The following is an 18,133-nucleotide window of genomic DNA, read 5'->3' on the forward strand; positions in this document are numbered from 1 at the left end:
CATGGCGCTCGGAAGAGATTTACTGGCGTTCGTCGATAGGAACGAACTTCAAATCATCCGGGCCTGTGTAGTTGGCGCTGGGGCGAATGATCTTGTTGTCCTGGCGCTGCTCGATGATGTGCGCTGCCCAGCCACTGGTGCGCGCAATCACGAACAGCGGCGTGAACATGGCAGTGGGAACGCCCATCATGTGGTAGCTGACGGCGCTGAACCAGTCGAGGTTGGGGAACATGTTCTTGACTTCCCACATCACCGACTCCAGACGCGCGGCAATGTCGTACATCTTGGTGCTGCCGGCTTCGTCCGACAGCTTCCTGGCTACGCCCTTGATCACAACATTGCGGGGGTCGCTCACGGTGTAGACCGGGTGGCCGAAGCCGATCACGACCTCCCTGGCATCCACGCGGCGGCGGATGTCGGCCTCGGCTTCGGCCGGGTTGTCATAGCGCTTCTGTATCTCGAATGCCACTTCGTTGGCTCCACCATGCTTGGGACCACGCAGCGCACCAATCGCCCCAGTGATCGCCGAATACATATCGCTGCCCGTGCCAGCCACCACGCGGGCCGTGAAGGTCGAGGCGTTGAACTCATGCTCGGCATACAGATTGAGCGAGGTATGCATGGCACGTACCCAGCTCTCGGATGGCTTGGCACCATGCAAAAGATGCAGAAAGTGCCCGCCGATGGAGTCGTCCCCGGTTTCGACCTCGATGCGGCGGCCCGAGTTGCTGAAGTGATACCAGTACAGCAGCATGGAGCCCAGGCTGGCCATCAGGCGGTCGGCAATATCGCGTGCGCCAGGAAGGTTGTGGTCATCTTTCTCCGGCAGTGCGCAGCCCAGGGCAGAGACGCCAGTGCGCATCACGTCCATGGGGTGGCTGGCGGCTGGCAGTTGTTCCAGCGCAGCCTTCACGCTGCCAGGCAGTCCGCGCAAGGCCTTGAGCTTGGCTCTGTAGGCCTTGAGTTCGGCCTGTGTGGGCAGCTTGCCATGTACCAGCAGATGGGCGATCTCTTCGAATTCACAGACCTCGGCAATGTCCAGAATGTCGTAGCCCCGGTAGTGCAAATCGTTGCCGGTCTTGCCCACGGTGCAGAGCGCCGTATTGCCTGCCGTGACGCCGGAGAGGGCGACTGATTTCTTGGCTTTGAAACCGGCGGTGGTGCTTGCCGGAATCTGCTGGCTGGCGCCGGTGGTGGTGGCAGATGCCGTGGCTGCGGTACTCATGGGTGTCTCCTGGAAGTTGTGGACTCTGAGGTGGTTTGGTCTGCGATACTTCGCAATCTACGCATTTGCTTTCTCTGCGTATAGAACTGAATTGGTGAATGCTTGCGAAACTGAATGCATGCATTTGCGAATGTTGCGAATTTCTGAGATCAACAAACAAGGAGCAAGCCAATGGCCAAGACCTTCATGGGCGTACGCCTGCGCAGCCTGCGTGCCGAGCGTGGGCTCACGCAGGTGGCGCTGGCACAGGCGCTGGAGCTGTCACCGAGTTATCTGAACCAGATCGAGCAGGATCAGCGCCCGCTCACGGTGTCTGTGCTGCTCCGGATTCACAGGGTTCTGGGCGTCGATATTCAGCAGTTCTCAGAGGACGAGGAGGCTCGCCTGCTGGCACAGCTGCGCGATGTAGTGGCAGCCATGCCGCTGCCCGAAGCTGCGGTGCCGCTGCCCGAGTTGCGCGAGGTTGCGGCCAGGCTGCCGCAACTGGCGCAGGCACTATTGGCCATGCACCAGCGCCACCTGGCCGATGCCCAGCGGCTGGAGGCCTTGAGCGCCCATCTGGGCGATGGCCGTGCCGGGCAGGACGGAGGCGGGGCGGTCAATGGCAAGGCGGCAATGGCAGGCTTGCTGACGCAACCCTCGCGCCAGATGCCGTTCGAGGCCGTGCGTGACTTCTTTTTTGCCCGCCGCAATCACTTCGATGGGCTCGACAGAGCTGCCGAATCACTGGCTCGACAGGCCGCGGAGCAAGGCGGTCATCTGCAGGATTGGCTGCAATACCGTCTGCAGGCGCGACATGGGGTGCTGGTCCTGCGTTCCCATGCCGCAAACGCAGAGACGGCCAGCAGCCATAGGCGATACGATGCGTCCACTCGCACCCTGTATGTGGCAGCGCAGCTCAGTCCCATGCAGCAGGCATTTCAGCTGGCCACACAGCTGGCACTGCTGGAGTTTGATGCACTGATTGCCACGGAGCTGCAAGGCGCGCCCTGGCAGGATGAGGCCACGCGGCGGCTGGCGCGCGTGGGTCTGGCCAACTATGTGGCTGGTGCATTCGTGCTGCCTTATGGCGAATTCCTGCGCGCGGCCGAAAGTCTGCGCTACGACATCGACCTGCTGGCCAGCCGTTTCGGCGTGGGCTTCGAGACCGTATGCCACCGCCTCTCCACCTTGCAGCGCGCTGATGCACCGGGGGTTCCGTTTTTCTTCATTCGCGTGGACCGGGCAGGCAATATCAGCAAGCGTCAGTCGGCCACGCATTTCCACTTCTCCAAGACTGGCGGCACCTGCCCGCTGTGGGGGGTGTATGAGGCGTTTACCCAGCCGGGCCGCATCGTTCCCCAGCTCGCCAGCATGCCGGACGGGCGGATCTACCTATGGATTGCCCGCACCATCAGCCAGGCCGGCCCGGGCTGGGGTGCGCCGGGCAAGACTTTTTCCATCGGTCTGGGCTGTGACCTGCAGCACGCTGCACGGCTGGTGTATTCCCAAGGCATGGATTTGCGCAATACCGCTGCTGCGACTCCCATCGGCATGGGCTGCAAGGTTTGTGAGCGCGGGGCTTGCCCGCAACGCGCCTTTCCCTATGTGGCCACACCGCTCCAGGTCAACGAAAACGAGAGCGGCTTTGTTCCCTATGGTGGCTAGTGCTTGCTGCCATGCGATGCGAAGCTGGGGCCAAGGCCGCCGAGGCCGGATGGCTGCAAACCGCTGACTGAAAGCCATGAAAATTCACTGAAACGCAATCCTGCATGGCGTCTGAAGCTATTGAGGCAATAGCGATGCGCGCCAATTTACTTAGTCTTGTTGGACGATGGGCCGGGGCTGATTTCTTCATACGCTGTCTCCACGTTTTGATTGCACATCAACCAGGAGACAAAAAATGCGTTTAGCGGGAAAAGTGGCTGTGGTCACGGGAGCAGGCCAGGGCATGGGGCGCGCGATCGCTCAGCGCTATGCCGATGAAGGCGCCACCGTGGTGGCCGTGGACCTGAACGAAGAAGCCGCCAGGCAGACCCTGGAAGGCAAGGACGGCAAGCATCTGGCCCGTTCCGTCAACGTGGCCGACAGCGCAGCGGTCGACACGCTGTTTGTCGAGATCCGCGAAAAGCTGGGTGCCGTCGACGTGCTGGTGAACAACGCCGGTGTGGGCTCGGTGGACCAGTTTGCCGATATTCCCGACGCGACCTGGGAGCGCGTGATCGGTGTGAACCTGAACGGCGCGTTCTACTGCGCTCGTGCGGCGGTCAGGCAGATGCAGCAAGGAAAGGGCGGAGCCATCGTCAACATCTCCAGCACCTCGGCAGTCAGCGGTGACGGCCCTGCCCATTACTGCGCTTCCAAGGCGGCCCTGATGGGCTTGACCCGCGGCATGGCCAAGGAACTGGCGTCCAAGAAGATCCGCGTGAACACCTTGGTTCCTGGTCCCACCAACACGCCCATGATGCAGGGCATTCCCCAGGAATGGGCCGATGCCATCATCGCCGGCGTGCCCATGGGTCGCATGGCTGAGCCCGAAGACATCGCCAAGGTGGCCGTGTTCCTGGCCAGCGACGACAGTGGCTTTGTGACAGGGCAGAACCTGGCCGTCAACGGCGGCAGCGCCTTCCTGTAAGGAGAGAAAAACATGAACAAGCGTCTGCAAGGCAAGATTGCATTTGTGTCGGGTGGCGGCTCCGGTATCGGTGCAGCAACGGCCGAGCGTTTCGCACAGGAGGGCGCGACCGTGGTGGTCTGCGGTCGCCGCAAGGAGCCTCTCGATGACGTCGTGGCCAGGATCAAGGCTGGCGGCGGCAGTGCCGAGGCCATCGTGGCCGACGTGGGCAACGAAGCCCAGTTTGTCGGAGCGCTTGAGCAGACGGCCAAAAAGCATGGCAGCCTGGACATCCTCGTCAACAACGCCATGGCCTATACCTGGGGCGGCATCGACGGCATGACCACGGCGGACTGGCATGCCAATTTCACCACGTCGGTGGACGGCACTTTCTGGGGCACCCGCACGGCGCTGAAGCTGATGGCCGGCAAGGGCGGCTCCATCGTCAATATCAGCTCCATCTGCGGCACGCTGGGCACGCCCTATATGTCGGGTTACTCGGCGGCCAAGGCAGCCATCATCAACTTCTCGCGTGCGGCGGCTGCCGAAGGTGCTGCAGCAGGCATCCGTGTGAACGTCGTGATCCCCGCCGTGGTGGAAACGCCTGCCACGGCCGGCATGCTGGCCGATGAAGCCTCGCGCAAGAACACCGAAAAACTCATTCCCATGGGGCGCGTGGGGCAGTCCCGCGAGCTGGCCAATGCCGTGCTGTTCCTGGCCAGCGACGAAGCCAGCTATGTGACAGGTGCCGCCCTGCCCGTGGACGGCGGTCGTTCCGCCGTGCTGGTGACCGCGCTGTAAGAAAGAGTCTGAAGAGATGAGTGAACCCGTGAATCAGTGGCCACAAACGCTCGAAGAGCGTATCGACAGGCTGGAGTCGCTGGATGCGATTCGTCAGTTGGCCGGCAAGTACTCCCTGTCGCTGGACATGCGTGACATGGACGCCCATGTGAACCTGTTTGCTCCCGATATCAAGGTAGGCAAGGAAAAAGTGGGGCGCGCGCATTTCATGGCCTGGCAGGACAGCACGCTGCGTGACCAGTTCACGGGGACCTCGCACCACCTGGGCCAGCACATCATCGAGTTCGTGGACCGCGATCACGCCACCGGCGTGGTCTATTCAAAGAACGAGCATGAGTGCGGTGCCGAGTGGGTCATCATGCAGATGCTGTACTGGGACGATTACGAGCGCATCGACGGTCAGTGGTACTTCCGCCGCCGTCTGCCCTGCTACTGGTATGCCACGGATCTGAACAAGCCGCCGATTGGCGACATGAAGATGCGCTGGCCCGGCCGGGAGCCCTACCATGGCGCCTTCCACGAGCTGTTCCCGAGCTGGAAGGAGTTCTGGGCCCAGCGTCCCGACAAGGACCAGCTGCCGCAGGTGGCCGCACCCGCGCCACTGGAGCAATTCCTCAGAACCATGCGCCGCGGTACACCGGCGCCGCGCATGCGTGTGCGCTAAGGAGAGCCGGCATGAGTCAAATGCTTTTCACACCTGTCCAGCTGGGCCGGATTGCCCTGCAGAACCGCGTGGTCATGGCTCCCATGACGCGCAACCGTGCCGATGCCGATGGCACGCCCACGGACATCATGGCCGAGCACTACGGCCAGCGTGGTGATGCCGGCCTGATCGTGGCCGAAGGGGCCTGGCCCGAGGTCACGGGTCAGGCCTACTGCCGCCAGCCCGGCATCGAGACCGCGGCCCATGTGCGCGCCTGGCGCCGTGTGACGGATGCGGTGCATGCCCGTGGCGGATCCATCGTGCTGCAGATCATGCACTCCGGTCGCATCGGCAGCTGCCATATCAAGCCCGCAGGCGTGCGCTCGGTGTCGGCCTGCGCCATTCAGGCACAAGGCAAGATCTGGACCGATGCCGCGGGCATGCAGGATTTCGACCTGCCCCAGGCACTGACCACCGAAGAGGTGCGCAAGGCGATTGCCGAGCATGCCGCCGCTGCCAGACGCGCCATGGATGCGGGCTTTGACGGTGTCGAGCTGCATGGCACCAGCGGTTACCTGAGTCTGCAGTTCCTGCACTCCAGCACCAACCGGCGTACCGACGAATATGGTGGCAACGCCAGCAGTCGCTCACGTTTCGCCGTGGAATGTCTGGGCGCAATGGGAGAAGCCATCGGCGTCGAGCGCGTGGGGCTGCGCCTGAATCCCGGCAACACCTTCAATGACACGGCGGATGAAAACTCCGCAGCCACGCATGCTGAGCTGATGCGTCAGGCCGCCAAGCTGGGCATTGCCTATCTGCATGTGATGCGTTCGGTCTTCGATCCCTCCATCGATGCCTTCAAGCTGGCGCGAGAGAACTTTGGCGAGAGCCTGATTCTCAACGACGGCTTTGATGCACAAAGTGCCGAAGCTGCGCTGCAGGCGGGCGAGGGGCTGGCAGTGTCTTTTGCGCGGCATTTCATTGCCAACCCGGATCTGGTGCAGCGCATGCGCCAGGGCCTGCCTCTGTCCAGGTTTGACCGCAACACGCTCTATACCCCCGGCGCCCGGGGCTACAACGACTATGCACCGGCACAGGAGGCGCAGACCGCCTGATCCGTCCGGAAACCGAGTTCATCGTGTTGGCCGCATTTCCTTCGGGGATGCGGCCTTTTTTTGTTCTCCGGGTTTTCACGGCTGTTGCAGGCCTGCCGGAGCAGTCTGCTCGCAAGGGCGGAAAGCGCTCTAGTCTGTTGCGCTGAATCGCATGTCGAATATGGTACGGATGCTATGAAATTTGGGTAAATCGGCCACAAATCGTTAGTCTCAATGGACGATGTTTGCCAAGACTCTCCTCTTCAGAATCCTCAGCATCACTACAGGATTTGGGTTGGAGGCCCCGACATCATGATGGAAATACGTGGACTTGCGTACGTTGTCGCCGAGAGCTCTGATTTGGATCGCTGGGTCAGCTACGCACGCGATGTGCTTGGCATGATGCCCAGCACCACTGCCGATGGCGATCTGCTGATCAAGATGGACGAGCGTCAGTTCCGCTTCCAGGTGCAGCCTGGCAGCATGGACAAGTACGCTGCATCCGGCTGGGAAGTGGCCGACAAGGAGGCTTTCGAACAGGCGCTCAAGGTGTTGCAGGCCGCTGATGTGCACTACGAAATGGGTAGCTCCGAACTGTGTACCAAGCGCCGTGTGCAGGAGTTGGCCATCGTGATGGATCCGTCCGGAAACCGTCATGAGATCGTCTGGGGCTTCAAGTCCGACTTCAGCCATTTCGCATCGCCCCAGGGGGTGTCGCGCTTTATCACCGGCGACTATGGTCTGGGCCACACCGTGCTGCCCGCTCCCGACTTCGAAAAGACGGTGGCCTTTGTGCGCAATGTGCTGGGCTTTGGTCTTTCGGATATCTACAACTTCAAGCCTGCAGGCGATGCCGGTCCCACGGTCCGCATCCATTTCTTCCACTGCGCCAACGGCCGTCACCACAGCCTGGCCTTGGCCGAGTTCCCTTGCGCATCGGGCTGCGTGCACGTGATGGTGGAAGTGGACAACATGCCCGAAGTGGGCCGTGCCATGGACCGCATGCAAAAGAGCCAGGTCAAGCTGTCGGCCACCCTGGGTCAGCACACCAACGACAAGATGATCTCGTTCTACATGAAGACGCCCTCCAATTTCGACCTGGAGTTCGGTTATGGCGGCGCCATCATCGACTGGGATCACCACATCACGCATGAGTTCACGACCGTAAGCCTCTGGGGGCACGACTTCAGCGTGGGCCGCCCTGAAAACAACTGATAGGAGGCTTGGAGACATGGCCAATAAATTGATGACAGCGAAGGACGTTGTGGCATCCATCAAGGATGGCATGACGATTGGTATCGGTGGCTGGGGTCCCAGGCGCAAGCCCATGGCCCTGGTGCGCGAGCTGTTGCGCAGCCCCGTCAAGGATCTGACCGTGGTGGCCTATGGCGGCGCCGATGTGGGCATGCTGTGCGCGGCCGGCAAGGTCAGCAAGCTGATCTTCGCCTTCGTGTCGCTGGACTTCATTCCGCTGGAGCCCTATTTCCGCAAGGCGCGCCAGAGCGGCGAGATCGAAGTCATGGAAATTGACGAGGGTCATATGGTGCTGGGCCTGAAGGCGGCCGGCATGCGCATTCCCTATATCCCGACCCGGGTCGGCCTGGGTACCGATGTGCTCAAGCACAACCGCTCCATCCGCCTGATCGAGTCGCCTTACGACGGCAAGGAATGGGTGGCGATGCCCGCCATCGATCTCGATGTGGCCCTGCTGCATGTGGATCGCGCGGACTCCCGCGGCGTCTGCCAGATTGCCGGCCCCGACATCTATATGGACGACCTGTTTGCGCGCGCCGCGACCAACACCTTTGTGAGCTGCGACGAACTGGTCGAGAGCAGCAGCTTCGAGTCGGAGCAAGCCGCGCGACTGGTGTTCTGGGAGCGTTCCGAAACCACGGGCGTGGTGCACCTGCCAGGTGGTGCCCACCCATCGTCCTGCGCGCCCCTGTATGGCTTTGATGTCAAGCACTTCAAGGAATACGTGGCCAGCAGCAAGGAAGAGGGCGGCTGGGACAGCTACCAGCAGAAATACGTGCAGTGCACGGAGCAGGAATATCTGGAAAAAGTGGGTGGCATGGAAGCAATCAAGCGCCTGCCCCTGCCTGTGTTCTGAGGAGGCCAAGAGATGAGTGAAATTGCATTGGTAGATCGCGTCATCTGCGCCGCGGCACGTGCCTGGGAAAACGACGGCGAGGTACTGGCCACCGGCATCGGCCTGGTGCCGCGACTGGCGGCCTCGCTGTGCATGCGGTCCATCAACACCGATCTGATCATGACGGACTCCGAGGCCTGGGTGGTCAACGAGCCCGTGCCCGTAGGCCCTCGCGGAGACTACAAGATCAAGCGTGAAAACTGGATGGGCTTCTCGCGCATCTTCGACAACGTCTGGGGAGGCAAGCGCCACGCCATGGTGGGGCCCGTGCAGGTCGACCGCTTCGGTCAGGGCAATATCTCCATGGTGGGCAGCGACTACGCACGCCCCAAGTCCATGATGCTGGGCGTGCGCGGCTTTCCCGGCAACTCCATCAATCACGCGAACTCCTTCTTCGTGCCCAATCACAGCACCAAGGTTTTTGTGTCGGGCGAGGTCGATGCCGTGGGCAGTGTGGGCTACAACAGCGCGCGCCTGGCCAAGGGCTGGACGCTGGAGGAGACCACGGACATCCGCTTCATCTTCACCAATCTGTGTGTGATGGACTTTGGCGGTCCCAGTCATCAGATGCGCCTGGTGTCGCTGCATCCCGGCGTGACTGCGGCACAGGTCAGGGAAGCCACCGGCTTTCCGATTCACGTTCCCGAGGACGTGGGCGTGACGCCTGATCCCACACCCGAGCAACTGGCCTTGCTGGCCCAGCTCGATCCGCACAATCTGCGCGCTACGGCCATGGGAGCCTGATATGCAGCATGCATCCAGCGAATTTGTGACGCGTGAGGACATGGCCGTCTATGAAACCGGCGAGCCCGTGCTCTACAGCGTGGACAACGGCATTGCCACGGTCACCATGAATCGGCCCACGTTCAACAACGTGCAGAACTCGCAGATGACCTATGCGCTGGATGCAGTCTTGCGCAAGGCGACCGATGACGACAGCGTCAAGGTCATCGTGCTGCGCGGCGAGGGCCGGCACTTCAGCGCGGGTCATGACATCGGCACGCCCGGCCGCGACATCAACAAGCCGTTCGACCGCGTTCACCTGTGGTGGGATCACACCAACAAACCCGGGGGAGAGCAGCTGTTTGCCCGCGAGCAGGAGGTATATCTGGGCATGTGCCGGCGCTGGCGCGAGATCCCCAAACCCATGATTGCCATGGTGCAGGGAGCATGCGTGGCGGGCGGCCTGATGCTGGCCTGGGTCTGCGATCTGATCGTGGCCAGCGATGATGCGTTTTTCCAGGACCCCGTGGTGCGCATGGGCATTCCCGGCGTGGAGTACTTCGCCCATGCCCACGAGCTGCATCCGCGCATTGCCAAGGAGTTTCTGCTGCTGGGCGAGCGCATGCCGGCAGAGCGCGCCTATCAGATGGGCATGGTCAACCGCGTGGTGCCGCGTGCCGAGCTTGAGGACCAGGTCTATGCCATGGCCCAGCGCATGGCGGCCCAGCCGCGTCTGGGCATGGCGCTGACCAAATTGGTCGTCAACAAGGCCGAGGAACTGCAGGGCCTGCGCTCCACCATGGACATGGCTTTTGGCTACCACCACTTTGCCCACGCGCACAGCCAGGCGATGGGCATGGGGCAACTGGGCGGCCAGGACGCCAGGTCCATGGCCAAGGCCAACAAAGAAGAGTCAAAGGCATGAGCAATATGAACGACATGGGCAGTCTGCGCACTCCTCTTTGCGACCTGCTGGGGTGCCGCTATCCCGTCATCCAGACGGCCATGGGCTATGTGGCGGGGGCCGATCTGGTGATAGGGACTACCAATGCCGGCGGCTTCGGCTTCCTGGCCGGTGCCACCATTGCTGCCGACAGGATCGAGGCCGAAATCCTGCGCGTCAAGCGCGAGACCGACGACCAGCCTTTCGGGCTGAACTTTCACATGTTCCAGCCCAACGCCCAGCAGCTGCTGGACCTGGCCGTGAAGCATCGGCTGCGTGCGGTCAGCTACGGCCGTGGCCCGGACAAGAAGGTGATAGGCCGGCTGCGCGAGGCCGGCATTGTCTGCATGCCCACCGTGGGAGCCCTGAAGCACGCCCAGAAGGCGATCGAGATGGGAGCCAATGCCATCACCGTGCAGGGCGGCGAAGGGGGCGGCCATACCGGCAGCGTGCCCACCACGGTGCTGCTGCCCCAGGTGGTGGATGCTGTCCAGGTTCCGGTGGTCGCCGCCGGAGGCTTCTATGACGGGCGCGGTCTGCTGGCTGCGCTGGCCTACGGCGCATCGGGCATTGCCATGGGCACGCGGTTTTTGATGACCAGTGATTCCAAGGTGCCCGCTGCCACGCTGCAGCGCTATCTGGCCGCCAGGGATGCGGAAAAGATCACCGTCTCGCATCTGGTCGATGGCATGCCGCAGCGAATGATTCCCAACGAGTACCTGGCCATGCTGGAAAAGGCCAGTCCCATGAAACGCTTGCGCATTGCCCTGAGCCTGGCACTTCAGTGGAAGGCCGAGACCGGCATGACCACCGGCCAGGCCCTGAGCATCTTCATGAAAGCCCTGCGCGAGGATTCTTCTTCGGTGGCTCAGACCGTGATGGCCGCCAACGCACCCATGTTGCTGCAGCGCTCCATGGTCGATGGAAACCCGGCCGACGGCGTGATGTCCGCCGGGCAGGTGGCCGCGCTGATCGGCAGGCTCGACAGCTGCGAGGAAGTGATAGGCGGCATCGTCCGCCAGGCCATGGACCGTCGCAACGCATTGAACGCATTGACTCCCGCATAACAACAAGCCAACGAGACCGGATATGTCCACTCAACAATTTCATTCCACTATTCATGACAACGGCGTGGCAGAGCTGGTGATCGACCGCGCTCCGGTGAATGCCCTGAATGCCGCCGGCTGGAGTGGTCTGGCCCGGGAAATCCAGGCGCTGGGCGACAGGCCCGAGGTGCGCGTGATCGTCATTCGCGCCGAGAACCGGGGCTTTTGCGCCGGTGTGGACATCAAGGAGCTGGCCGAGAACGACAAGCTCATTCTTGAGGTGAACGCAGGCAACTACGCCACCTTCAAGGCCGTGCATCTGAACAAGGTGCCGGTGATCACCGCCGTGCACGGCTTTGTGCTGGGCGGCGGCATCGGTATCTGCGGCGCATCCGACATCGTGATCGCGGCCGAAGACGCTACCTTCGGCCTGCCCGAAGTGGACCGCGGCGCCATGGGCGGGGCCGCCCATCTGCAGCGCATGTTCGGCGTGCAGAAAACCCGCTACCTGTTCTTCACGGGCGAGATGATAGCTGCGGCAGAGGCCCAGCGCCTGGGGGCCATCGAGCGTGTGGTTCCCCGCGAGCAGCTGCGCGACACCGCCATGGACATCGCCAACCGGATTGCTGCCAAGAGCCCCGCCATGATCCGCATCGCCAAGGAGGCGCTGACTGGCATCGAGGACGGCAATCTCGAAGACAAGTACCGCTGGGAGCAGGGCTTCACCCTGCAAGCCTATATGAGCCCCGACTCCGCCGAGACGCGCAGCGCCTTCGTGGAAAAGCGCGACGCCAAGTTCTGAGCACCGATAGCGCGAAGAGGAGACAACCATGGATTTGACATACACCCCAGCGCAGAAGGCCTTCCGTGCCCAGGTACGTGAATGGCTCAGGGACAACGTGCCCAGGCAGCGTCTGCAAAGCTATGACACCCGCGAGGGCTTCGAGCAGCACCGCCAGTGGGAAGCCAGGCTGGCAAGCGCGGGCTACAGCGCCGTGACCTGGCCCAAGGATCTGGGCGGCAGCGGCTGCGACCTGACGGAGTGGCTGATCTTCGAGGAGGAGTACTGGGCGGTCGATGCGCCAGCCCGCGTGAACCAGAACGGCATCCTGCTGCTGGGCTCCACGCTGATGGAGTTCGGCACACCCGAGCAGAAGGCCCGCTTTCTGCCCCGCATGGCGCGCTGCGACGATATGTGGGCCCAGGGCTGGTCCGAGCCCAATGCCGGCTCCGACATGGCGGCCATCAGCAGTCGCGCCATCCGCAAGGGCGACAAGTTCATACTGAACGGCCAGAAAATCTGGTCCACCCGCGCCATCTTTGCCGACTGGGTGTTCGGCCTGTTTCGCAGCGACCCTACATCGAGCCGCCACCATGGACTGAGCTACATCCTGGTGCCCTTGAACACGCCCGGCATCACCGTGCGTCCGATCCGCGCCATCAACGGCCGTGAACACTTCGCCGAAATCTTCTTCGACGATGTCGAGGTACCTGCGGAGAACCTGCTGGGCGCGGAGGGCAAGGGCTGGCATGTGGCGATGGCCACTGCGGGCTTCGAGCGCGGCCTGCTGTTGCGCTCTCCCGCCCGCTATCAGCGCAGCGCGCAGAAGCTGGTGGACCTGTATCTGCGCAACCAGGTCGATGCCGACCGCGATCATTCCATTCTCGATGCTGTTCTGCGTGCCTGGCAGGGGGCGGAGGCGTACACGCTGTCCTCCTATCACACGGTGGGTCGCCTGCACAAGGGTGCGCAGATCGGGGCCGAGGCCAGCACCAACAAGATCGTCTGGTCCGAGCTGGACATCATGATTCACGAGACCGCAATGCGCATTCTGGGCGCGCGGGCCGAGCTCATCGATGACGCCGAGGCCAACGAATGGCTGGAAGGCTTTCTGTTCTCGCAGGCCGGCCCCATCTACGCGGGCAGCAACGAGATCCAGCGCAACATCATCGCCCAGCGCATGCTGGGCCTGCCCAAATCCTGACCGGCAGAGAGACAATCATGGACTTCACCTTTACCGAAGATCAGATCGCATTCCGCGACTCGATCAGCCGCTTTCTGATGACCGAAGCGGCTCCCGAGCTGTTGCGCGACATCTGGGAAACTCCGAGCGGCCGCAGCCCCGAGCTGTGGGCCAGGATTGCCGAGCAGGGCCTGATGGGCCTGTCGGCACCCGAAGCCGATGGCGGCATGGGTCTGGCCGATGTGGACTGGGCGCTGCTGCTGCAGGAGGTGGGCTATTACGCCTTGCCCGATTCCCTGAGCGACACCGCCTATGTGGCTGTGGGCATGCTGGGCGCCTTGCATGATGGGCATGAAAGCCGTGTCTGGCTCTCCAGGATTGCTGCGGGCAACTGCCGCGTGGCCGTGGGTCATCCCGTCAATCCCCATGTGGCGGATGCCGCGCTGGCCGATGTGCTGCTGCTGCCGCACGCCACGGCCACTGGCCTGGAACTGCATCTGCTCAAGCCCGAGCAGTGCGAGATCACGGCGCTGAGCAGCATCGACTCTTCGCGCCGCCTGTCGCAGGTACGCTGGACACCATCCGATACCACTCGCCTGCTCGACGGCACTCAGGGCCAGAAGGTCTGGGACACTGCAGGCGAGCGCGGCGCGCTCGCTGCCGCTGCCCAGATGCTGGGCCTGGCCCAGCGCATGCTTGACCTGTCCGTGGACTACGTGGCACAGCGCAAGCAGTTCGACAAGGTCATCGGCAGCTTCCAGGCCGTGCAGCATCACCTGTCCGATATCGTCACCAGGATCGAGTTTGCCAAACCCGTGCTCTACCGCGCCTTCTATGCGCTGCAGCATGGCGAACCCGATCTGGCCGTACGTATCTCGCACGCCAAGCTCCAGTGCAGTGAAGCGAGCTGGTTTGCCGCGCGCAACAGCCTGCAGGTGCATGGCGCCATGGGCTACACCTGGGAAGTCGATCTGCAGATGTTCATGAAGCGTGCCTGGGTGCTGGATGCCGCCTGGGGCGATAAGGCATACCACGCGGCGCGCCTGACCCAGGGCCTGCTGCGCAGTCCCAATGCTCCCGTGGGGCCTGGCGCGACCTTTGATCGGGAAGTCGATTCATGCGGCTCCTGCTCTGCGCAAGATGCCATCAGAAACATGGATGAAGAGGTGGCTGCATGAGCGCCCAGGCCTATATCGTTGATGCACTGCGCTCGCCCACCGGCAAGCGCAAGGGCTCTCTTGCCGCCGTGCACGGCGCCGATCTCGGCGCCCATGTGATCAAGGCGCTGGTCGAGCGCAACGACATTCCCGCAGCCGATTACGACGACGTGATCTTTGGCTGCGTGGACACCATCGGCGCCCTGGCCGGCGACATCGCCCGTACTTCCTGGCTGGCGGCCGGCATGCCCCTGAATGTGCCCGGCACCACGATCGACCGCCAGTGCGGATCGTCCCAGCAAGCCATTCATTTTGCGGCCCAGGCCGTGATGAGCGGCACGCAGGATGTGGTGCTGGCCGGTGGCGTGCAGACCATGAGCGCGATTCCGATCTCGTCGGCCATGCTGGCCGGTCAGCCTCTGGGCTTTAGCACGCCGTTTGCCGAGAGCAAGGGCTGGCAGGCCCGCTTCGGCAGCGCGCCCGTCAACCAGTTCTATGCCGCCCAGCGCATTGCCGATCACTGGGGCCTGAGCCGCGGCGACATGGAGGTGTTTGCCAAGGAAAGCCATGACCGGGCCCTGAAGGCGATTGCCGAGGGACGCTTCGACCGTGAAATCGTGCCATTCGGCGATTTCGGGATGGACGAAACGGCACGCCTTTCGACCCTGGAGAAGATGGCCACGCTGGAGCCGGTGGATCCGACCTATCCCTCGATCACCGCTGCCGTGTCCAGCTCCACTTGCGATGCCGCAGCGGCCGTGCTGGTGGTGTCGGAGGCTGCGCTTAAACGCTACCACCTCACGCCTCGCGCCCGCATTCACCATATGAGCGTGCGCGCCGATGATCCCATCTGGCATCTGACGGCACCGATTCCCGCCACCGAACATGCGCTCAAGAAGGCGGGCATGACGATGTCCGACATCGACCTGGTCGAGATCAACGAGGCTTTCGCTTCCGTGGTCATGGCCTGGCTCAAGGAAACCGGCTACGACCCAGCCAGGACCAATGTCAACGGCGGCGCGATTGCGCTGGGCCATCCGCTGGGGGCCTCGGGCGCCAAGCTCATGACCACGCTGCTGCACGAGCTGGAGCGCACCGGCGGCCGCTTCGGTCTGCAGACCATGTGCGAAGGCGGAGGTCAGGCCAACGTCACCATCATCGAACGTCTCTGATGGCCGCCCTGCGGGCGCTCGGGCGCCTGCTGCAAAACCCTGGGCCAGCGCCCCCAAGGCAGTGGGCACGCGGCGCTTGAATCTCGAACAACAAAAGGATGGAGACCATGGAATCAGTGAATCAGGGTGTGGATCGTCGCGGCTTTATTCAGGGCGCAGGTGCCGTGGCCGCAGCGGCGACCATGCCGGCGATGGCCGCGCAGAAGAAGAGTTCGGCAGTCGCTGTGGACGGCTATGCCTGGGCAGAGCAGCTCCGCCGGGGCGATATCACGCCGCTGGAAGCGTTGGAGGCCGCGATTGCGCGCACCGAGGCCCTGCCCAAGCTCAACGCGGTGGTCATCAAGGACTACGAGCTGGCACGCGATCAGGCCAGGCAGATGTCGGCACTGGGCAGCGCTGCGCGTGCCGAGGCTACTGCCAGGGCGCCGATGTGGGGTGTGCCCTTTTTGCTCAAGGACCTGAACCAGTATCTGAAGGGTACGGTCACCACCAATGGCTGCCGTTTCTTCAAGGGGGCGGTGGCAGAGCACGACAGCACTCTGGTGGCACGCTACAAGGCGGCCGGCCTCAATATCTTCGGCAAGACGGCGTCGCCCGAGTTCGGCCAGACGCCCACGACCGAGTCCCTGCTCTACGGGCAGTCGCCCAATCCCTGGAATGCGGCCCACACCACGGGCGGCTCCTCGGGGGGCGCGGCATCGGTGGTGGCCGCAGGCATTGTGCCCGTGGCCCATGCCAGCGACGGCGGTGGCTCCATCCGCATTCCCGCTTCGCACTGCGGCCTGTTCGGCCTCAAGCCCAGCCGTGGGCGTCTGCCTGCCGGCCCGGCCAACATGGAAGGCTGGATGGGCCTGTCCATGAACCATGTCATCAGCCGCAGCGTGCGCGACAGCGCCCATCTGCTCGATCTGACGCAGGGGCGCGAGCCGGGCTCGCGCACCGTACCGCCGCGCGATGTGGAGGGCAGCTACCTGGAGGCCCTCAGGCAGGCGCCCAAAAAGCTCAAGATCGCCGTCTGGACCAGAAACTACTTTGGCATTCCCGTGCATGCGGACTGTCAGGCGGCGGTGGACAAGGCCATCAAGGCCTGCCTGGCGCTGGGCCATGAAATCGTCGAGGACATGCCCGAGCTGCCGGTGGCAGAGGTGTTCTCGGGTCTGGGCGTGGTGACCTCGGTGGGCATGATGGCCAGCATCCGCGCCCGCGAAAAGCTGCTGGGTCGCGCCGTGCGCCAGGACGAACTCGAGCAGATGGACTGGCTGTACCTGGAAAAGGCCAGGTCCTATACCGCCGAGCAGATGCTGATGGCGCGCACCAACTTCGATACCGCCGGCCAGATTCTGGACCGCTTCTTTCTCAAGTACGACCTGATCCTGACTCCCGTGATGGCCGTGCCGCCACCGCTGCTGGGCGTTCTGACGCTGGACCAGCCCTATGACTCGTTTGCACGCGAGGCCGTCAAGGCGTCGCCCTATACCGCCCTTTTCAATATGACGGGTCAGCCCGCCATGTCCGTGCCCATGCACTGGACGGCGGACAGGCTGCCGATCGGCGCGCACTTTGCGGCGCCGTTCGGCCGCGAAGGTCGTCTGCTGGCGCTGGCAGCGCAGCTGGAGCAATCCGTGCCCTGGGCCCATCGTCAGCCCGATCTGTCGGTTTTCAAAGCGTGATTTCAAGAGCGCAGACAGGCTGCGGGCCTGTTCTGCACAGCAAGCAAAAGGGGAAACAAATGGGTATTTGCAACCAGAGAACCGTCGTCATCACCGGTGCAGGCGGTGGCCTGGGCCGCGCCTATGCGCTGGCCTTCGCGCAAGAAGGTGCAAATGTGGTGGTCAACGACATCCGCGCCGAAGCCGCCCAGGCCGTGGCCGAGGAAGTCAGGACTGCCGGCGGCAAGGCGCTGGCCAACACCGGTGACATCACCACCGTGGCCGGTGCGCAATCGATTCTGGAGGCCACGCTGGCTGCCTTTGGCGATGTGCAGGTCATCGTCAACAACGCCGGCGTGTTGCGCGACCGCATGTTCCTGAGCCTGTCCGAGGAGGACTGGGACATGGTCATGCGCGTGCATCTGCGCGGCCACTTCTGCATGGCCAAGGTCTTTGGCGGCTACTGGCGCGACCAGAAGAAGGCCGGCAAGGAAGTGGATGCCCGCATCATCAACACCAGCTCCGGCGCCGGTCTGCAAGGCTCCATAGGCCAGAGCAACTATGCCGCGGCCAAGGCCGGCATCGCCGGTCTGACCCTGGTGCAGGCCGCCGAGCTGGCGCGCTACGGCATCACCGCCAACTGCCTGGCGCCCGCCGCACGCACTTCCATGACCGAAGGCGCCATGCCCGATATGGTCAAGAAGCCCGAGTCCGGCTTCGACGTCTGGGACCCGATGAACGTGGCCTCCATCGTCGTCTGGCTGGGTAGCGCCCAGTCTGCCCATGTGACGGGCCGCTGCTTCGAGGCCAAGGGCGGCGAGCTGTCCGTGGCCGACGGCTGGTTCACCGGCAAGGTCAATGACAAGCAGGCGCGCTGGGAGCCCGCCGAGCTGTCTGGCGTCGTCGATCAGCTGATCGCCGCGGGCAAGGCGCCTCAGAAAGTCTACGGGACCTGAGCCCGAGAAGCGGCCGGG

Annotated in this window: 17 protein-coding genes; 16 read left to right on the forward strand and 1 reads right to left on the reverse strand. The window is 63.3% G+C overall.

What is annotated here, in order from left to right; translation table 11 throughout:
- Window positions 1-19: 19 nt before the first annotated feature.
- Entirely contained in the window at window positions 20-1,225 is a 1,206-nt protein-coding gene (gene prpC, locus O987_RS07145) for a bifunctional 2-methylcitrate synthase/citrate synthase (RefSeq protein ID WP_043371294.1), read from the reverse strand.
- Between the two features lie 171 nt (window positions 1,226-1,396).
- Between prpC and O987_RS07150 the strand changes: the two genes are divergently transcribed.
- From O987_RS07150 to O987_RS07225, 16 genes are all read left to right on the forward strand, one after another.
- Window positions 1,397-2,872 carry a short-chain fatty acyl-CoA regulator family protein gene (locus O987_RS07150; RefSeq protein ID WP_043371296.1) on the forward strand — a complete coding sequence of 492 codons (1,476 nt, stop codon included), beginning with the start codon at window positions 1,397-1,399 and terminating at the stop codon, window positions 2,870-2,872.
- A 235-nt stretch (window positions 2,873-3,107) separates the two neighbouring features.
- Window positions 3,108-3,839 carry an SDR family NAD(P)-dependent oxidoreductase gene (locus tag O987_RS07155; protein ID WP_019043258.1) on the forward strand — a complete coding sequence of 244 codons (732 nt, stop codon included), beginning with the start codon at window positions 3,108-3,110 and terminating at the stop codon, window positions 3,837-3,839.
- Between the two features lie 12 nt (window positions 3,840-3,851).
- Window positions 3,852-4,619: an SDR family NAD(P)-dependent oxidoreductase gene (locus tag O987_RS07160; RefSeq protein ID WP_043371299.1), complete on the forward strand. Its 768-nt coding sequence runs from the start codon at window positions 3,852-3,854 to the stop codon at window positions 4,617-4,619.
- A 16-nt stretch (window positions 4,620-4,635) separates the two neighbouring features.
- The gene (locus O987_RS07165) at window positions 4,636-5,283 is read left to right on the forward strand and encodes a nuclear transport factor 2 family protein (protein ID WP_043371301.1); all 648 of its coding nucleotides are present in this window, start codon (window positions 4,636-4,638) and stop codon (window positions 5,281-5,283) included.
- A gap of 11 nt (window positions 5,284-5,294) precedes the next feature.
- A complete protein-coding gene (locus tag O987_RS07170) occupies window positions 5,295-6,377 on the forward strand; it encodes an alkene reductase (protein ID WP_043371303.1) in 1,083 nt (360 codons plus the stop codon).
- 291 nt (window positions 6,378-6,668) lie between these two features.
- Window positions 6,669-7,571, forward strand: coding sequence for a VOC family protein (locus tag O987_RS07175; RefSeq protein ID WP_003057456.1), 903 nt, complete (start codon window positions 6,669-6,671; stop codon window positions 7,569-7,571).
- A gap of 16 nt (window positions 7,572-7,587) precedes the next feature.
- Window positions 7,588-8,466, forward strand: coding sequence for a CoA transferase subunit A (locus O987_RS07180; RefSeq protein WP_003057453.1), 879 nt, complete (start codon window positions 7,588-7,590; stop codon window positions 8,464-8,466).
- Between the two features lie 12 nt (window positions 8,467-8,478).
- Window positions 8,479-9,249 (forward strand): acyl CoA--acetate/3-ketoacid CoA transferase subunit beta, encoded by a 771-nt coding sequence (locus tag O987_RS07185; protein WP_019043253.1) that lies wholly within the window; start codon window positions 8,479-8,481, stop codon window positions 9,247-9,249.
- A 1-nt stretch (window position 9,250) separates the two neighbouring features.
- Entirely contained in the window at window positions 9,251-10,153 is a 903-nt protein-coding gene (locus O987_RS07190; RefSeq protein WP_003057447.1) for an enoyl-CoA hydratase, read from the forward strand.
- Window positions 10,150-11,238 (forward strand): NAD(P)H-dependent flavin oxidoreductase, encoded by a 1,089-nt coding sequence (locus O987_RS07195; protein ID WP_043371306.1) that lies wholly within the window; start codon window positions 10,150-10,152, stop codon window positions 11,236-11,238. The genes O987_RS07190 and O987_RS07195 overlap by 4 nt, the downstream gene beginning before the upstream one ends.
- A 22-nt stretch (window positions 11,239-11,260) precedes the next feature.
- Entirely contained in the window at window positions 11,261-12,019 is a 759-nt protein-coding gene (locus O987_RS07200; RefSeq protein WP_029158576.1) for an enoyl-CoA hydratase family protein, read from the forward strand.
- A gap of 28 nt (window positions 12,020-12,047) precedes the next feature.
- On the forward strand, window positions 12,048-13,202 hold the full coding sequence (locus tag O987_RS07205) for an acyl-CoA dehydrogenase family protein (protein ID WP_043371308.1): 1,155 nt from the start codon (window positions 12,048-12,050) through the stop codon (window positions 13,200-13,202).
- A 17-nt stretch (window positions 13,203-13,219) separates the two neighbouring features.
- On the forward strand, window positions 13,220-14,359 hold the full coding sequence (locus O987_RS07210; RefSeq protein WP_019043250.1) for an acyl-CoA dehydrogenase family protein: 1,140 nt from the start codon (window positions 13,220-13,222) through the stop codon (window positions 14,357-14,359).
- Window positions 14,356-15,510, forward strand: coding sequence for an acetyl-CoA C-acetyltransferase (locus O987_RS07215; protein ID WP_043371309.1), 1,155 nt, complete (start codon window positions 14,356-14,358; stop codon window positions 15,508-15,510). Before O987_RS07210 ends, O987_RS07215 begins: the two co-directional genes overlap by 4 nt.
- A 107-nt stretch (window positions 15,511-15,617) precedes the next feature.
- Complete coding sequence (locus O987_RS07220) at window positions 15,618-17,180, forward strand: amidase (protein WP_043376190.1); 1,563 nt, start codon at window positions 15,618-15,620, stop codon at window positions 17,178-17,180.
- Window positions 17,181-17,239: 59 nt separating this feature from the next.
- Window positions 17,240-18,115, forward strand: coding sequence for an SDR family oxidoreductase (locus tag O987_RS07225; protein ID WP_019043248.1), 876 nt, complete (start codon window positions 17,240-17,242; stop codon window positions 18,113-18,115).
- Window positions 18,116-18,133 lie beyond the last annotated feature (18 nt).

Source organism: Comamonas testosteroni TK102, assembly GCF_000739375.1.
GTDB classification, from domain to species: Bacteria; Pseudomonadota; Gammaproteobacteria; order Burkholderiales; family Burkholderiaceae_C; genus Comamonas; species Comamonas brasiliensis.